This is a genomic window from Pseudodesulfovibrio sp. JC047 (assembly GCF_010468615.1).
GTDB lineage: Bacteria > Desulfobacterota > Desulfovibrionia > Desulfovibrionales > Desulfovibrionaceae > Pseudodesulfovibrio.
In genome coordinates, this window is record NZ_WUEH01000001.1 from 1 (window position 1) to 16,714 (window position 16,714).

A 16,714-nucleotide genomic window follows, 5' to 3' on the forward strand; every position below is an offset into this window, starting at 1 on the left:
CAAAGGCAAAGGGCGCTTACGCCCTGTTGGACAACGACGCTTGCGAAGTTTGCTCATCGAAGCAGCGTGGATCTGGAAGCAAAAGGATGAATGGGCAAGAGGTTTCTACAATCGAATTTACAGCCAAAGCGGAGTTGCTCAAAAAGCGATTGCAGCTTTAGCTCGTAAACTGGCCGCGCTACTCTGGAAGCTCAGCTTACCAGTGGCGCAGTCATAAACGGATCGCGAAGGGCTTTTGGTAGCACAGACTACGACACAAAAATGGCGATCCTCAATTGATAGTGTACCGAATCGGTACTTGGTGCCGCAGAGCACGAATAAGAAAAGGAATACATTACTAATACGCCATAAGGCGAGGGTGAAGCCTGGCCTAATTAAAGAGAAAACAACGAAGAAAGGGAGTTCTTGACATGGTGCCGCATAAGAAAAAGGGCTTACGACATACATCGTAAGCCCTTGAAATATGGCGGAGAAGGAGAGATTTGAACTCTCGAACGAGCTTAACACCCGTTACACGCTTAGCAGGCGTATTACTGAAACAGCAGCATTCAATAATACCAATACTTTCAGACACTAAGTTCGACCATCCTCATCAAATCGCGCACCGCTTTCACTAAATTTAATTGAATTATGGTGCACAAACTGGTGCACGCTTAAAATGACAAGGCTTAATGCTCCCCCTCAAAGGAACTAAAAAACTCAATCAAAACCAAGCATGTTAAGCACAGGATATGCCAATTCAGTTTTTTAGTTATTTTAAAGCAACTTAAGATATTATTTAGTCAAGTTTACCCTAGAAAAAACTTGATAAAAACTTGACAAATTCTTGAATAACCATAGCATCTACCTCATAGGAGGTAAAAAAACATGCAAATTTACGAACAAGTCAAAAGAAAAGTTGCAAGGCTGAAAGCTGGTCGCCTAATTACATATAATGACTTTAAAGAATTAAATAAAGAATCTCCTCAAGCATTAGCTAAAACTTTACAACGCCTAGTTGAAAACGGCACCCTCGTTCGCCAAAAAAAAGGAGTCTTTTACAAAGCCAAAAAAACACGCTTTGGAGAACTCAAGCCAACTGACAATGAAATTTTGAAAAGTATGCTGCTAAAAAATGGGAAATATACAGGCTACTTGTCTGGCCTTGCGGTATATTTACTATTTAAAATCTCTACACAAGTCCCAAACGAAACAACCATAGCCACCCCTGACCCTAGCAAAAAGAAAAGCAGCAACCGACTAGCAGCCAAATATGTCAAGAGTTATGTCAAAAAAATCAACAAAGAAAACATATACTACCTACAGGTACTTGACGCTCTTCGATTTATCAAAAAGGCACAAGACACAAGCCCAACCAATGTGATATCAGCAATGACAAAAATCATCGATTCTTTTGAGTCTGCTGAAATAAAAAAGCTAACGACATACGCATTGCAATACCCACCATCAACCAAGGCTATGTATGGTGCCATCATTGATTCCTTGGGCTATAAAACGTATGCATCTATAATAAAAGAATCTCTTAACCCCAACAGCAAATATTCGATTGGAATTTCATCTGACCAACTCCCGAACAAAGAAGAGTGGAGAATTCAATGAATCTACACATTGATCCGCAGGCATTAAACGATGCAATCACAGCCACTTCACAGGCTCTAGGAATCCGGGATCTCTATGTTGAAAAAGATTATTGGGTGACTCTTGCCCTCCTTCGGTTGGCGAACTCAGACCTGTCGGAAGAAATTGTATTCAAGGGGGGAACATCTCTGTCGAAAGCCCATAAAATAATTGAACGATTTTCAGAAGACCTAGACCTTGCATTAATCCCTGAAAAAGGCAGATCAAATAACCAAACGAAACAAAAACTCAGATCGATAACAAACACAGCGGGCCAGGATCTAACAGAAGACACTGAAAATTCACGAAAATACTCTAAAAGCCGAAAGATATACTTCGAATACGATAAACAGATCGACAACACCAATTGGGGCCAAATCTCCCCGAACTTATTGGTGGAGGCCAACGCTTTTGCCACACCGTTTCCCATGTCAAAAGTCCAAATTTCTTCATATATTTATGAATACCTTCACGGTACGGACAATGCAGCCTTGATCGAAGAATTTGAGCTTGAACCTTTCGACTTCAATGTATTACACGTAGAAAGGACCTTAGCTGAAAAAATCATGGCACTCGTAAAAGCTTCAACTAGAGAAGACCATATAGGAAGCTTAGGAGAAAAAATTAGACATATATATGATCTCCATCGACTCATAACCGTAGGGGAAATGGCAGAGTTCATCTCAGGGGATGAATTCAAACCAATGATTGAAGCCGTAAAAGAAGACGATGGGGCGTCGCCAGTAGGAGACCAGTCATGGTTAGATAATCCATGTTATCAATGTTCCCTTTTCAGCACCCCAGACGAAATATTTCCTGAACTCAGACCCATTTACGAAGGAGACTTTAGCGGAATGCTCTTCGGGGAGCTCCCCCCTATGGAAGATGTACAAGTCTCTTTAGAACTCATTGGCGCCAGACTGGAAGAATGTGACTGCTAAGCCCCCCCCAAGGGAGTGAGCTACACTCATAATTCTATGCTTAACGATTTCACCCCCAATAACCCACAATATTTGGCCACAATTTCCGAACCAATTGGCTTTACGAGGAAAGGCCATAGTCAAAGACCACAATTACAACTTCGGTCCAACAATCAACCTGAAGATTATCGCAAAGCCATATTGAGGTGTGTGACACTGCTACACAACAAAGCTTGAACGGCAATCCGCACAGCTTGCGGCCGCACTCTGCCCACCTTGATATTAAGAACGTGCCGATGATGCTGCGAGCCCCACACGAGTTGCACAACAGACTCTTAGCCCTTGACTCATGTTCAAGGAAAAGACGATTTCTAGCATTCACAATCCATTTATGAATGTGAAGCATTCTACGAAGAAAAGGCCCAGCCTCTATTCCTTAGGGCATTAAACAAAAAAATCGACCAAAGAAGTATGAATAACAAGATATTTGTCATTGAATACTTTTGGTCAACCATTTCTTATAATTAACAACTTTCTCACCATTTCTCATTTACATTCTTGCAGAAGTGACTATCTAAAGTTATTCTACAAATAACACAATATTCACTGCAAGGATAATAATGCCCTCTCAAGTTGATGTACTTTTAATCTGTGCGTTGAAAGACGAATTCGACCAAATTCTCCAAGTCAGTGATGGCCTCATCGAACCTGGTTGGCAACATGAAACAAGCCCCCAAGGGTGGACTCTCGCCAAAGGATCGTTTGAATCAGTAACGGACGAGCCTTTAACCATTTGTACTAGCTGGGCTCCACATATGGGTAGAGAAAATGCTCTTGCCCTCGCAAGCGTACTTCTACAAGATATACCAGCAAAATGCGTGGCCATGAGCGGCATTTGTGGTGGTCAACGCGGAAAGGTCGCTCTGGGTGACGTAATATTGGCTGACCGTCTCTGGTCGTACGACTCAGGTAAAATCGTAGCTCAAGACGGGGAGAAAAAATTTTTAGGGGACATTAACCAGGTGAACCCACCCCCAATTTGGGTCCAGCGGATGCAAAATGTGTCCGTCTCAGAATCAGAAGAATGGTTAAAACTTCGCCCTGAGCTTACCCTCGAATATCAAGAACAATGGGCCATAATGACAATGACCGAAGGTCACACACCCCACCAACATCAGGATTTTTCAAGATACTGTCCTGATTGGAAAAATGTTGTTAGTCGGCTGAAAAAAAGAGAATGGGTAGACGGAGAGATTAAGCTTTCGAACTCTGGACGAAAAGAAGCAGAAGCACTCGCTAGAGACTACCCTACCGGCCTACCTACACCAGCTCCATTCGCAATTCACGTAGCCCCTATTGCAACAGGAGCTGCAGTAATTGAAGACGATCATTTTTTTGAGAACCTCAAGGGATCAATGCGAAAAACCCTTGGCGTTGAAATGGAAGCAAGCGCAATTGGCACCTTTGCGGGCTTCAACACTATCCCAGCTATTGTAGCCAAGGGCGTTTCTGACTGTGGAGACCCACTCAAAGACGATCGCTATCGAGAGTTTGCTGCTAGAGCCTCAGCTGAGGTACTCATTTCGCTTTTGAGGCAATCAAAGGACTTGCTCCAGCCTCCTGCTAGCAGAACTCCCCCAGTAGCATCGGGCTCAGAAGTACCGGTAGATCTTATTGAAATCCTAGCTGAAGAGTATCCAGACACGCGAGATGCCCGCTCTGTCTGGGAAAGAGCTGGAGGCCGCAAGGGAGAAGTTGAGAACAACCCTCGCCCCAAAGACTTGTGGCAACGACTTTGGAACAAAAGTATTCAAGGGGCATCAGTAACGCCTAAGAAGCTACTTCAGGCAGCGCTAGACGACTTGCCGAACAACCCCACACTATTAAAGCATTTAAACAACTAGCATTCGATAGATAGCAATTCATTGGAGGCAAGAATGTCTGAACTTCTGACTGAACTTCTGGAAGCTGGCCTGATCGACAAACTCGGCGGCGACGATGAACTATTTGAAAAATTCGAAAAGGCAGCAGAGTCTGTTGCAGAAGAATTCAACGACAATCCAGCGTTGATTATCAGAGCAATCCTTGCAGGCCTGAACCCAGATGTAGCAAAAGACGATCCTGCAATCATTATGGCCAAAAAGGCCCTGACCGCAGAATGGAAATCGATGAGTTCCGTACATCCGGACACCCCAATCAAACTTCTGCGAGCCATTATTTTGGATGCATGCGACCAGATTGCCAAAAACACTAATGCAGCTGTTCTGTGGCTCACCGCAGCAGACACATTGCCATTTACCAATTTAGGCAAAGAGGCTCCAGCGGTTAAGCGGCTGCTCAAAATAGCAGCAACAAAATATGAAGAATTTGCCACGCAACCACTCCCTTTGCCTCACAAAAAGAAAAACCCGACATCAAAACTTAAAGCCCCCGTCATACCTAAAACGCCAGCATATAGCCTCGACAAAGAAGATCTCAAGCTACGAGTAGCTGCAGCCGCCGGCCAAAACTACAATAATCAATCGACTGGAGAATACCCCGCAAACCGCTACTGGGCATCACAAGGCCAAGACTGGTCGTGGGACTTTACGGATCGTATGACCGGGCTACTTGCTGATGAATTTGAAGGGATTGCCGAAGCTGCAATCGACGGTCAGGCAGAATTAAACAAGCAAATAGTATCCTCTCAAACTGCCATTATTGACAACCTAAAAGAAGAACTAGCCAGCCAGAGACGATGGATTAAAGACGTCATCGATACCACTGAAAAAAGAACTAAAGCTGAGCAACTCCGACTCAACACTCTTTGGTGGTACGAGACACTATATTCTACATCGCTGCAAACCAGCTATAGACAATTGCCAATTGAGATTGCTTCCGTTGCAATGGCGATCGACATTCTCGAACAGCTGACAACGCCGACGCCAGCCAGTGTCGGATATGTTTTGGCTGAAGCCGTCAATCGTTTGCCTGGTGCCGATTTTGATGAAAAGATTTCGATACAGGAGCTCCTTAAGACAATTCATGAAAAGCGAAATGAACTCCCTTCGGATTGGCGAGAAGACATTTTCGACGCTCCGGAAAACGGATGCTTAAGCCTAAGGGATGCCATTGCTATAGCTCTCAAAAAAAACAAACTGGATATTGATGCAACAATCGAACGCACGGCATACGGCAATGAAGACGAAATAAGCCTACCGGAATTTGCACACGCTTTGTTCAGGCAAGAACAGGCGGAGCATATCTCCAGGAGGTAAACGAATATGCCAGGACATTGCACAAACAAAAATTGCTTTGTTGATGAGGGTGAATCTTGCGCCCGCGGACACCTCAATCCGACAGAGTGTGAATGCTGGTCTAAAAAGAAAGCAGGCTCATCTGAAGACAAAGAGCAAAGCTACACTGCCGCCAGAGTCCCCTGGTCTGGTAGCACACTGGGGATGGCTGACCTTTCAAGCCTCTTACCCCGTGGACGATCAATGCTGATAGGTGTGCTAGGGGCACACGATGCAGGGAAAACAACTCTTTTAACCGGCTGTTATCAAAACCTGTTAGCAGGCCACCCCATGGCCAATGCTCAATTTGCAGGCTCCAGAACGCTTGGCGCATGGGAATCATTAGCTGCCTTTACACGTTTCGATGACCCAGCAAAGGGTCCCACGTTCCCGCCACACACCCCACGAGGCACCAACCGGGTTCCAGGGCTCATGCACGTTGCGCTCAGAGGAACCAACGAAGAGCTACGAGATGTTTTGATGACAGATGCTCCAGGCGAATGGTTTTCAAGTTGGGCAATAGATGAAAAAAATGATCTGTCGCAAGGCGCTCGATGGGTAGTAGGTAACTCAGACGCCTTCTTAATCTTCGCTGATTGTGAACGTCTATCCGCCCCTGGACGAGGCCGAGGCCACGCAAGGAGTGAGATACGCCAGCTCATAGAAAGAGTGGCAAACCATGTTAACGACAGGCCTACCACTCTTGTCTGGGCCAAAAGCGATGTCACACCACCAGAAAAAATCAAGGAATCCGTAAAAAAAGCTCTTTATAAAAACATACCACATGCAACCGAGATCGAAACAACGATTAACGACATTGAAACCCTAAAGGCCGCATTGGAAAGTGTCATTTTTCCTTGTTGGCTTCCCAGCCGGATGAACCAACTAGTCGAACCAATTGTCAAAGCTCAACCGTTTGAAGCCTATAGGGGGGACCGTGGCTAATCCTGAACTTTTGTTACTTGGTGGTCCCAACAGTGGGAAAACACATTATGCAGGCCAACTCTATGGAAGGCTCCAGCGCAATCCTGGTGTTTTACAAATGCGAGGACAAGGAGCCACACCTGAAAATCTTCGTATCCTCGAAGAAGTCCTGAACAGCTTGGAGGAAGGATGTGCTGCAGGGCATACCTCGGCCACAACATGGGAAGACATTCAGTTGCAATTGGAAGATGAATCAGGAAGAGCAATTGACCTTAATTGGCCTGATTACGGGGGCGAGCAGTTAAAAGCTATAACCGACGATCGACAAGTCTCGGAACAATGGCAAACACGCCTTGAGACTTCAACAGGCTGGGTCTTGCTAATCCGCCTCAACTCCGAAACGACTTATAAGGAAAACTTACCGAATCTACTCAAGAGAGAAGGTAATCCGAGAATTGCAGACATAGAAAATGAGTGGGATGCAAATGCTCGTATTGTAGAGCTTTTACAAATTCTTCTGCACATTGCTAGCAAAGGTATTGCTCACCGCCTCGAGACTCCTCGTCTAATTGTACTGCTATCTTGTTATGATGAAATTGAAACAAAAGATCTCTCTCCCCACGAAGTATTGAACAGCTATTTACCTCTTGTATCTTCTTTCATCCAATCCAATTGGGTTCCAGAAGCTTATAGCGTTTGGGGACTATCGTCTTTAGGCTGCCTCCTCGAACCAGATTCCAATAATGATGATTTCATTGATGAAGGTCCAGAATATCAAGGTTGGATTGTCCCTCCCAATGGTAGCAATGAAGACCCCGATCTCAGTAAACCTTTGGCCTGGTTACTGGAAGAGTTGTGATCAAACCATTTAGAGCCCAATACGGTGAATACGATAACAGTCACGCCCTTCTTACATGGGACAAGGCTAATGGAGAACTCCCAACGAGCCTGCTGGGGCTAACGGACAAACCCCAGTTTCCGACATCTCCAGGCGAAGTCTGGTGGCCATCGGTAGGATGTAGCCCCATTGAAGAATGGTGGGCGTTATGGTGGACAACCCCTGACGAGAAAGCCAAACGCTCCGGAATGGCTAAAAGCGAAGTTGCGATTTGGCGAATTAAAGATATCGGCAGCATCGATGATCTAAGCCCGTTTTTAGAAGAGTTATGTGGTATCGAGCAAATACTATCTCCTCCAAACTCGCTGCTCAGCAACACAGCCGAAGCATTACTCTCGCGCTCTCAAAAACAACCTGTCATAAAAGATTTAGATTTATGGCCAGGCTTGTTGGCAGCCCTCTGGAAACAATTATGGCCAAGCGCCCGTGAACACTTTTCTGTCTGCGTAGCCGGTCAACCTCCCCAGGGAGGCGAATGGCAAGCAAATCCAATTCTATTTGGAACTCCACCTACCAGAGCTCAACATTGGAGCCACTATCCCATCTTCGACGGCAATACTGCTCTTGGTAAGATAGGACGCGGAGCACTATGGCTGTCTGGTGCTACGGACGATACAATTGATGAAATCATTCATGCTTCTCCAGAGACTGGTCCCGCACTTATCAATATAAATAAATTTGCCCGAGCTGCTGCTCATCTTGACAATTTCCGAGACAATAACACCCCGGATAGCGCCTTAAGCTTTTTGAGAACCATAGCAACATTAGCCCCTCAAATCTCACAAGCCAATCAGCTTAAACAAGAAGCTTTGGAAGTTGTCCACGACCATATACAAAATGCATCTGCAAAGTTCATCAACGCCCTTGCCAATCTAGACAGCAATCAAATTCCAGCAAACAAGTTCCTTGAAAACGAAATATCCACCTGGATTGGAACTCGACTTATTGCAAAAGAGGCATCAGACGCTGTCCAGCTACTGTCTTTTTTAGAACCAGATACCCAACAAACTTGGTGGCAAAAATCTATCCAAAGCGCACTCACTAAAAAACTAACCAAGTTATCACCTAAATGGGCCACAGCGACTCTGCAATGGGTTGCACTTGGCGCATCAATCGAAATCATACAATCATTGCTTTCAAGCTCGTCAAGCAATGAGGACCAACTGCTCGCCGTTGCCGACGGAAGTCAGTTGCCAAACTCTTCGTTCCCCATCATACGGGAGTTTTGTAAAAGACTTGGCTGGTCCAGGCTGCACGCCTGGGCTGCGGGCAAAGAATCAAGTCCAGCGGTTGCCTTTACAATACAGCGAGCATTCCCGACTAGCGCAATGGACGGGCTTGTTTACCTACTCAATTCACTGCCAGGCAAAGCCGTTCTAACAGAATATCTTTCCCACCCCGAATCTACCCCAGTAGCGAGTGTCGCTCAGAGAACAGTTAACGACAGTTCATTGATAGACTCTCTCGACCCAGCAGTTGATTCATGGCGCCGCCTTTGGGCAGAACACATCCAACACGGTGGGGCCACGTGGCCAGATAGAGTAGATACTGACACAGCAAAAACGGACCTTCTTAACGCCATTCTTGAAGGGGGCACTTCCTACGGTCTTGCTAAAACTCTTGCCGAAGATCTTTCAGAAAACGCACTCGCCTTTCCCCAGCTCGACAAGGTCCTTTCCATCTTGCCAATGGACGAACAGACAGCCTTGGCCAAGCAGGTAGCACAAGTATTGATCACCAAAGTCAATGCAGGCCACACACTCTCTCTCCCAAGCCCATATGTTCTAAAAGAGGTATTCAAGGAACTGATTTTAGCTCCTCCCTCTGCCCAATTCATAGCCAGCCTTTTCCAATGGGATGCAAACATTGAAGAAGAAGCCGTAAGAAAGTGGCTCACAAAGCTCTCTGGTGATGAAATAGCAACTATCAGCCACATCCTTGGAAGCCACATACAAGCGTTATCCTGGAAGAAAATTGCTCAAGATATTTACAAGCGCAGTTTACATGAACGCAGCTTGAAAAAACTAGCAAATTCCTGCTCCGATTTATTGCCAATTCTGAGCCAGCTGCGTTTGAAATTTTCCAAGACGCCGAGCTCCTCCATCGATCCTGCTGACAAGAAACAGCTTCTTCTTGAAATAGCCCGACTGGGCGCAGACACCGTTACCGATGGTTTGCACGACCTTTGGGAACGCGCTGGCGGGAAAAGGAAACACCTTGAACTGTATGGCACACCAGAATCTCAATGGCAGCATGCTGTTTTTCGTGCAGAAGACGGGAAGCTAAAAGGTGGTGTAGGTGCCTTGCTTGAGGCTCTTGAAAAAGAAATCCCACACAATCAGGAACTGAAAGAACTAAAAGATATGTGGCAATTACTCAACCGCAAGAGGAGACTCTTTTAAAATGCTTGAAATTCAAAATATGATAAAAGACGCATCGACTGTTGCGACTGTAATTATTTTAGGGACTAGCTGCTTAATTTCCCTATTTGCGTACTTTAAATCGAGAAAGGCCACAAAGACTACAATACGCCATCAAATTGAAATTGAAAAATTACAGAAAGAATCTTTATACTATCAACAAACATCTCTGCTCTATCAAGAACTTGCCTCACAAAAGAATCATTTTGACATTTCGCGACACCATCAAAAGACCCTTATCGAAGTATCTGATGAGTTAAGAAAAATTGTCAAAGAGCTCACAAGCGTTGCAGGAAAAGCATACCAAAAGATCTACGAACATTTTGACAATTATGACCCTCCTAGATTTCAAAAACACCTGAGGCACAACTTTCATGACATAACTGAAGTAGTCAAAGACATTTATGACCCAGCTCTTGACTCAGATCATGGTATGGGCATCATTAGTCGGCTTCAATTTCTCACGAGACTTGACGAGGACTTTGAGGACCACAAACCACAAGCCCCTCAATCGTACTGGCACCGACTTATAGCCCGCTTTAAAAAGTGTCAGGAACCAAGTAGCTACCAGGAAGAACTTTACCGTCTCCCAAATTTTTACGAAAATGTTGCGATCTTGTTGGATGCATTTTCTACCAAGCAATCAATGGAGATGTATTCAGCAATATACCCATACATTGATGAATTCCTAACCCTTCACGCCAATTCACGCGACCAACTGGAAAAATTAGAAAAACGGCTAAAAAAAGCATTAGAAGAAAACGGAAATGAACCATTCGATTTATTGGCAGTCCCCAACCTTGGCTTTGCTTTCCTGAGAAAACAAAAAGACATTAGTAAATTCTTGCATCTTCGCCCGGTGGCCCATTATGAACCAGACAATAATTATCAACATCATTGCATTCCCAACATTATTTATGCAGGCTCTGTCCTTCGCATTGTCCGGTATCCAAACTTGTGGGGGCAATGGCAGCCAGGCTATGGCGACAACATGAGATCGTACTCGTAGCCCAGTCTTACGGACTCCCTTTAAATACGCCCCCCCAACAACACAGACACGCCAAAAGAAACACAACAACATACAAATGTACAAACATGTGAATATTTGTACGTAAACAAAAACTCTCGAAAGCTCATATAGAAACTAGCGGTAATCCTCCCATTTCTAGTAGGTTTGAAAAGTAGAGGCTATGCTACCTCGGCCAGTCTTGCCCTTGGGGGGATTACCTAGCCAAGATTCACACCATCAATCGTATCAATACCCTTTGTTTTCAAGGTATTCATCTAGAGCCTCACGTATCAAATGAACCTCCTTTCGGTCCATTTCAAAAGCAGCTCTCCGAAGCCTTTGGTACAGCGCCATATCGAATTCAACATTCTTAGACTTCTTCATTGGTGCCCCACCAGTTTTCCCAATTATTGTCTCGATCGCTTTAACCTGACGAACACTAGAGCGCTGTCCTAATCCCTTGGGCTTAGCCATTTGTATGAAACTCCATTTATATCTTGATACAAATGTACATTGGTACATTAAAATTTCCGCAAAAATTCACGCGCTAACTGAGCATAATCAAATGCACCATTAGCTTTTGGAGCATATTCAAAAATCGACAAGCCATGACTTGGAGCGCTGGCCAAATCGACGTTGCAACGAATCTTCGTCTCGAAAACCTTATTTACAAATTGCCCTTGCTCTCCGATGGATCGAACAACGTCCCGATGAAGAACTTTTCGCCTGTCATACTGTGTCACAATTACGCCAGCCAGTTCGACGGTTGAGTTTAGTTCCTTGCACGCTTCAAAAGTCGTCCAAATCAACCCCAAGCCGCTCAATGCATAGTATTCCGCCTCAGACACGAAGTAGACATGTGTCGCTGCGACAAATGCATTTACCGTCAGCAGCCCAAGATTGGGTGGACAATCCAGCATGATGTAATCGTAGGAACTCAAAATAGACTTAAGCCCCTTCCGCAAAAGTTGCTCTCTAGCGATTCGACCTGAGAATTCGAGATCTGCTGTGGCCAAAAGCTGCGACGCTGGAAGCAGATGAACATCCCCAACATCAAGGATCATTCGCTCAACAGGTTGCCCTTTGAGCAAGTCAAACACACTCTGCCCAACGCCATAGGGGTCCACACCAAGACCATCCGTAAGATTTGCCTGAGCATCGAGATCGACACACAGAACCTTATATCCAGCCTTGGCAATGGCCACACCAAGGTTATTCACGGTGGTTGTCTTTCCAACGCCCCCCTTTTGGTTCGCAAAGGCACAAACTTTCGATTTCACTCGTCCTCCCATTTAAAACATCAAACTTGACATTCCATTAGCACAATGCAATCATTAATTTGTATTTTTTGATAAATCAAGAGGCAACAATGAACAAGATCTCAGAAGCTCAGGTTAAGCACATAATTTCAAATGGAGTCATAGTTGACGTGATATTTACCCCTGCTGAAAACGGAAAAGACAAATATATCAGCGTAGTTCGTGTTAACGACAGAGACAACATACTTCACACTCAAAAAGATCACATACGCAAATTTACAGCAAAAGCTGCTATCAACTGGTCCCTCGAAATGAAGACAGGAACTCATATTGTATTTGACGTAGACTACAATCACAGTTTAACTGATCAATTCAACAAGATTGACATATCATAAAACATATTCTGACAAATTGAGAGGCAAAAAATGCTTGTAACTGCAAACCAAGATGAAATCGAAATAATGTCTTGGGAATGGGAGCCAATTTACGAACCCGCACTAAAGAACTCCATCAAAATGGGAACACCGTTCGAAATTGAATTCCGCGAGATTGCTGGAACCAGAGATTTTAAGTACAAAGATCGAGAACCCCCAAGATTCTTTTTCGCTGTAATTACGACCCGGCGGCAGCACTCATTCTTCCTTCTTACCCAAAAAAATAAAATCAGATATTTCTCCGAAAAGGCTGCCTACAAGTGGCTAAAAGATATTAATTATTCTGGCCCTTGCATTTTACGTTCAGACATAGAACCACGGTCTCCCAAAGACCACGTTGGAGAGCCAACGGTGGCCCAACTCCACGGCAATCAACTCGATGTCGAGCAAAAGAAACTTGATAAAATGAAAATGGACAGCACAGTCCATGAAGCTAATTCTGAAGACAATTAAACTTTCGACAAGAAGGGCCCGTGAGACATACATGACCTAGACATAGGGATTTCGAGAGGAGTCAAAAAATGAGTAAGAACACAAGCCTCTTCGGTTTTGGGAGCTGCCAGCCTGCGATAATTAAGAAGGGCTACAACAAAAAAGCGACCGATAAGATCCTCCAGAAGCATCGTCAAAATGCTGAGGCTTATAAATATAGAATTCGTGAGTTGGATGAAGAGTTAGACGTAATTGCCACTCAGAGAGACGCCATGAAGAATTTGTTCTATGAGTACCTGGATAGATTTGGCGTTGAATATGATGAAAAAGAGGTTCAAAAAGATTTTGAAAGGCATGTAGCCGAGCTGTCATAAAAAAGGGGCGATTTACGCCCCTTTTTATTATCCGCCCATCCTTCCATTTTTTGAAGTGCTAAAGTTGCGTCTCGATTTGTTATTCAAAGCGGCATCTTCATCCTTCCCTGAATTTGAATCAGAATCAGAATCAGATGGCGTCCCACCACCTCCAGCGGCCTGCGCGGTTGTAGTAAAGACACCAAAGACCTGGTTCGTAGATCCGCGCATGTGATCCTCGGCACCGTTCATGAGTTGAGCACCAGCTCCCATCTGTCCAAGCCAACGCATGATGTTGTCAGGCAGGTGGTTAATGAGCTGGTAAAGCTTATTGCAGAGGAAAAGGATAAAGGCGCAGAAAAAGAATATATAAAAAATAGTGCCGGCTAGCCCAATGTTTCTCTCCGTGCCTCCTGGAAGCATCGGAGCTGATGAAATAATAATCTCCGCGCTTTCCGATATGATTGGGCCTATGACGGCAATTATTATCAAGGCGACGATAAGACCAAGGAGCATAAGAAGAGGGCGGAGTAATATACTCACCAGGAGTATATAACCGGATCTTCCATGCTGGCCGGCGAAGCCTTGACCTTCAGGCATTGCGTGAGCTAGGCACCAAATTGGTGCAGCTACCAAGCTTTCTATAACCAGAATCAACCAACTGACCACAGCTCCCCACCAGATGATGAACGGCAGCGCCGGCAAAAGAAAGGCCATGGCCAAGCCTGCAAGGTATAGGGGTATAACGCCAACGATAGCGAAATCTCCCAATCCTTGAACGACCTTGTTGCCGGCTTTTATCAATGCGCCGGTGATCCCGCCAGATAACCAGTTCCCGATCTTTCCAACCCAACCATTTTCCGAGGCATGTTCAACTGCTGAGGCTCCTGCTTTAATCGCAATAATTGCGGTTATGTATCCGTGGACAGTTGCTACCAATTTGTGACCTACTTCAGACATCGAAACAATGGGGTCACCCGAGTTCATTCCATGGATCACGTACGTAATCATTCCCCTAAAAAACTCGTTAAACATCGTGGAGAGAGTGCCTTCCTCATTGCCGCCTTTGCCAGCTTCTGCCGCCGCTGACATGTCGAAAGCTTCCTTGGCCACCTGGCTAGCCCTAGAAAGTATAATCGAACTTCCTTTTTCCGAGATTAAGGGGGCGAGGTTGCTATCGCCTATTGGCAAAGCATTATTCCCTGGCTTGAAGGCGGTCGGAAATGTTTTAAGTTCTTGATTCAGCCCTTCCAGAAAACCTGACATTGTCCATGCATAGGCACCAGCACTGACCCAACCGCGCCACAAGGCCTCGCGTTTGAAATCCTCAAAAGCTGCTTTTCGCTTTTCCGGTACTTCCTTCTTGTAATAATCAGATATAAATTCCCGGAGCTCTTTTTTATATGCGTCCGCAGCGAGCCAGAGCTTTTTTTGGGGAGATACAGGAAACGCTTCCTTACTCACAAGCGCTTCATTTCTCACAAATGGTTTTGCGATCGAATTGCATTCAAGAACAAGTTTTTTAATGAGATTTTCGTGTTTATTTTGGATGGAAGAATCACTCATTAAAGGCATTCTGATATATCCCATTCCTGTGTCGCGGATCGATTTGGGACCATTCCACACAAGTAAAATATATTTCTGACCGGCCCTTTCTTCTTCTCGCCGCTCATAAATAGTGTCGCCTTCTATGGGATTGTATAGTGGAGAGTCTGGATCGCCGTAAAAATGATTCCAACGCTCTTGATTCACCTGATTTATAAAAATTGTTTTCACCAATTCATCCGCTTGCTCGGCCACCTTGGGAGGCAGGCTGGCCACGATCTGGCCAACCTGTTTTTCCTGATAGTCGAGTGCCACGTACCACATCCAATTTGCAAACTGAATGCTGAAGGCGACGCACCAAAGAATTCCGATTTGCAGTAGGCAAAAACCTTTGGCGACGGGCGCAATTGCTCCGAGCGAGGTAGCAATGCGAATCGGTACCCAGGCGGTGTGATATTTCTCACCCAGAGGCTTTCCTTCCGAGGCTGTGCCTATGCAGCCTGTTAAGTATACCCAAATAAAGATGATGATTATGGCACTTGTACCGAGCCAATTTAATTGCTCAAAAATAGGCAAAAGAACTGACACTGCTGCATTGCCGCCTGAGCCGGGATCACCGCCGACGTTCAAAGAGTGCCACCCAGGGCCGAAAACGGCGTCCAACAAACGGGCGGAAAGATCGTGCGGGTTAATTGTTGGCAGAGAAAAGCCCTGCGCCGGATCCACAGGTAAAGAATATGGATTTTTCATGTTGCACCTAGTCTTAGAGAAGCGCGGTCAGCCGACTGACCTGTGATTTTGCCCAAGGACGAAACTCAGAATCCTTGTTGCGCGAAAGGACCATCACACTCCACCAAAGCCGAGGGAGGCTGTAGACACAGGCGAAAATAATCATTGAGTATACGAGCACATTACCCCACCACTTGTAATATTGAATTTCCGTGGTGTGCCACACAAAAAAAAAGATAGAATAAAAAGCAAGTATGAAAGAAAACAGGATGTTACAAAGAACACGCAGGGTACTAAAGATACTTTTCATCATTTTTTACTCCTATCCAAACAATAAGGGGTTGAAATTTTCTATTTTTGAGCATCCATAAGCGCCATGAAGAGCTGACAAAGATAATCCAGCTCAGAGCCAGAAGAAGGAAGGATATCAATAAACTATTCAAAGTGGGGAAGCCGAAAATAAACACCTGGTCCCAAACCACCAAACCCATCAGCAATAAGGGAATAAACGCGATCCATCTGTGAAGTTTATATGCCCTGATGAGGCGTGGCCTGTCTCTTTCTGTAAAACCCCAGTGTTTTTCCACCTCGGGCCAGTTTGTCATGTCCGGCGCGCCGGGATCGTCAAGAGCCATTGGCTTTCTGGGAAGAGTGCTGCGGAGCATTTGGCCAATATGACGCCTTAGCTTTTTGTGTTCTTCCCAATCAACAAGCCGTTTCGCTGTTTTAATAGGTCTCATTTATTGCTCCCAAATATTCTAAAATTTATATGCATAAATTGAGAAAAGAATATCACACCTCTAGTGTTGCGGCAAACAAAACACTAAAAAACAGTAGTTTTTCCAATTTTATCTGTATAAATTTTGAAAAATTGATCAAATCATAAGGACTCGAATTGC

General features: G+C 44.9%; 16 protein-coding genes. 12 read left to right on the forward strand and 4 right to left on the reverse strand.

Going from position 1 to position 16,714, the window contains the following annotated elements:
- The 9 genes from GO013_RS00005 to GO013_RS00045 form a co-directional block, all read left to right on the forward strand.
- Window positions 1–217: transposase (locus tag GO013_RS00005; protein ID WP_163807990.1), on the forward strand; the 217-nt coding region annotated here is incomplete at its 5' end.
- A 650-nt stretch (window positions 218–867) separates the two neighbouring features.
- Complete coding sequence (locus GO013_RS00010) at window positions 868–1,599, forward strand: DUF6088 family protein (protein WP_163807991.1); 732 nt, start codon at window positions 868–870, stop codon at window positions 1,597–1,599.
- Complete coding sequence (locus tag GO013_RS00015) at window positions 1,596–2,558, forward strand: nucleotidyl transferase AbiEii/AbiGii toxin family protein (RefSeq protein WP_163807992.1); 963 nt, start codon at window positions 1,596–1,598, stop codon at window positions 2,556–2,558. Before GO013_RS00010 ends, GO013_RS00015 begins: the two co-directional genes overlap by 4 nt.
- Before the next feature lie 599 nt (window positions 2,559–3,157).
- Window positions 3,158–4,441: an effector-associated domain EAD1-containing protein gene (locus tag GO013_RS00020; RefSeq protein WP_163807993.1), complete on the forward strand. Its 1,284-nt coding sequence runs from the start codon at window positions 3,158–3,160 to the stop codon at window positions 4,439–4,441.
- Between the two features lie 33 nt (window positions 4,442–4,474).
- Window positions 4,475–5,794, forward strand: coding sequence for a GTPase-associated system all-helical protein GASH (locus GO013_RS00025; RefSeq protein ID WP_163807994.1), 1,320 nt, complete (start codon window positions 4,475–4,477; stop codon window positions 5,792–5,794).
- Window positions 5,795–5,800: 6 nt separating this feature from the next.
- Entirely contained in the window at window positions 5,801–6,757 is a 957-nt protein-coding gene (locus GO013_RS00030; RefSeq protein ID WP_163807995.1) for a hypothetical protein, read from the forward strand.
- A complete protein-coding gene (locus GO013_RS00035; RefSeq protein WP_163807996.1) occupies window positions 6,750–7,595 on the forward strand; it encodes a hypothetical protein in 846 nt (281 codons plus the stop codon). The genes GO013_RS00030 and GO013_RS00035 overlap by 8 nt, the downstream gene beginning before the upstream one ends.
- Window positions 7,592–10,036 (forward strand): hypothetical protein, encoded by a 2,445-nt coding sequence (locus GO013_RS00040; RefSeq protein WP_163807997.1) that lies wholly within the window; start codon window positions 7,592–7,594, stop codon window positions 10,034–10,036. The genes GO013_RS00035 and GO013_RS00040 overlap by 4 nt, the downstream gene beginning before the upstream one ends.
- Before the next feature lies 1 nt (window position 10,037).
- A complete protein-coding gene (locus GO013_RS00045; protein ID WP_163807998.1) occupies window positions 10,038–11,063 on the forward strand; it encodes a hypothetical protein in 1,026 nt (341 codons plus the stop codon).
- Between the two features lie 246 nt (window positions 11,064–11,309).
- On the opposite strand, the gene GO013_RS00050 is transcribed toward GO013_RS00045, so the two are convergent.
- On the reverse strand, window positions 11,310–11,537 hold the full coding sequence (locus GO013_RS00050) for a hypothetical protein (protein ID WP_163807999.1): 228 nt from the start codon (window positions 11,535–11,537) through the stop codon (window positions 11,310–11,312).
- A 47-nt stretch (window positions 11,538–11,584) separates the two neighbouring features.
- On the reverse strand, window positions 11,585–12,343 hold the full coding sequence (locus tag GO013_RS00055) for an AAA family ATPase (protein ID WP_163808000.1): 759 nt from the start codon (window positions 12,341–12,343) through the stop codon (window positions 11,585–11,587).
- 89 nt (window positions 12,344–12,432) lie between these two features.
- Between GO013_RS00055 and GO013_RS00060 the strand changes: the two genes are divergently transcribed.
- The 3 genes from GO013_RS00060 (at window position 12,433) to GO013_RS00070 (ending at window position 13,562) form a co-directional block, all read left to right on the forward strand.
- Window positions 12,433–12,717, forward strand: coding sequence for a hypothetical protein (locus GO013_RS00060; RefSeq protein ID WP_163808001.1), 285 nt, complete (start codon window positions 12,433–12,435; stop codon window positions 12,715–12,717).
- Between the two features lie 30 nt (window positions 12,718–12,747).
- Window positions 12,748–13,209, forward strand: a complete 462-nt coding sequence (locus tag GO013_RS00065) for a hypothetical protein (RefSeq protein WP_163808002.1) — start codon at window positions 12,748–12,750, stop codon at window positions 13,207–13,209.
- 68 nt (window positions 13,210–13,277) lie between these two features.
- Window positions 13,278–13,562 carry a hypothetical protein gene (locus GO013_RS00070; protein WP_163808003.1) on the forward strand — a complete coding sequence of 95 codons (285 nt, stop codon included), beginning with the start codon at window positions 13,278–13,280 and terminating at the stop codon, window positions 13,560–13,562.
- Between the two features lie 27 nt (window positions 13,563–13,589).
- Here GO013_RS00070 and GO013_RS00075 read toward each other — a convergent pair whose 3' ends face one another.
- Both GO013_RS00075 and GO013_RS00080 read right to left on the reverse strand, forming a co-directional pair.
- Entirely contained in the window at window positions 13,590–15,836 is a 2,247-nt protein-coding gene (locus tag GO013_RS00075) for a DotA/TraY family protein (RefSeq protein WP_163808004.1), read from the reverse strand.
- Between the two features lie 272 nt (window positions 15,837–16,108).
- Window positions 16,109–16,555, reverse strand: coding sequence for a hypothetical protein (locus tag GO013_RS00080; RefSeq protein ID WP_163808005.1), 447 nt, complete (start codon window positions 16,553–16,555; stop codon window positions 16,109–16,111).
- Window positions 16,556–16,714 lie beyond the last annotated feature (159 nt).

Coding starts and splice junctions, on each gene's coding strand:
- GO013_RS00010 (WP_163807991.1), top strand. CDS start 868: ATGCAAATTTACGAACAAGTCAAAAGAAAAGTTGCAAGGCTGAAAGCT.
- GO013_RS00015 (WP_163807992.1), top strand. CDS start 1,596: ATGAATCTACACATTGATCCGCAGGCATTAAACGATGCAATCACAGCC.
- GO013_RS00020 (WP_163807993.1), top strand. CDS start 3,158: ATGCCCTCTCAAGTTGATGTACTTTTAATCTGTGCGTTGAAAGACGAA.
- GO013_RS00025 (WP_163807994.1), top strand. CDS start 4,475: ATGTCTGAACTTCTGACTGAACTTCTGGAAGCTGGCCTGATCGACAAA.
- GO013_RS00030 (WP_163807995.1), top strand. CDS start 5,801: ATGCCAGGACATTGCACAAACAAAAATTGCTTTGTTGATGAGGGTGAA.
- GO013_RS00045 (WP_163807998.1), top strand. CDS start 10,038: ATGCTTGAAATTCAAAATATGATAAAAGACGCATCGACTGTTGCGACT.
- GO013_RS00050 (WP_163807999.1), bottom strand. CDS start 11,537: ATGGCTAAGCCCAAGGGATTAGGACAGCGCTCTAGTGTTCGTCAGGTT.
- GO013_RS00060 (WP_163808001.1), top strand. CDS start 12,433: ATGAACAAGATCTCAGAAGCTCAGGTTAAGCACATAATTTCAAATGGA.
- GO013_RS00065 (WP_163808002.1), top strand. CDS start 12,748: ATGCTTGTAACTGCAAACCAAGATGAAATCGAAATAATGTCTTGGGAA.
- GO013_RS00070 (WP_163808003.1), top strand. CDS start 13,278: ATGAGTAAGAACACAAGCCTCTTCGGTTTTGGGAGCTGCCAGCCTGCG.
- GO013_RS00075 (WP_163808004.1), bottom strand. CDS start 15,836: ATGAAAAATCCATATTCTTTACCTGTGGATCCGGCGCAGGGCTTTTCT.
- GO013_RS00080 (WP_163808005.1), bottom strand. CDS start 16,555: ATGAGACCTATTAAAACAGCGAAACGGCTTGTTGATTGGGAAGAACAC.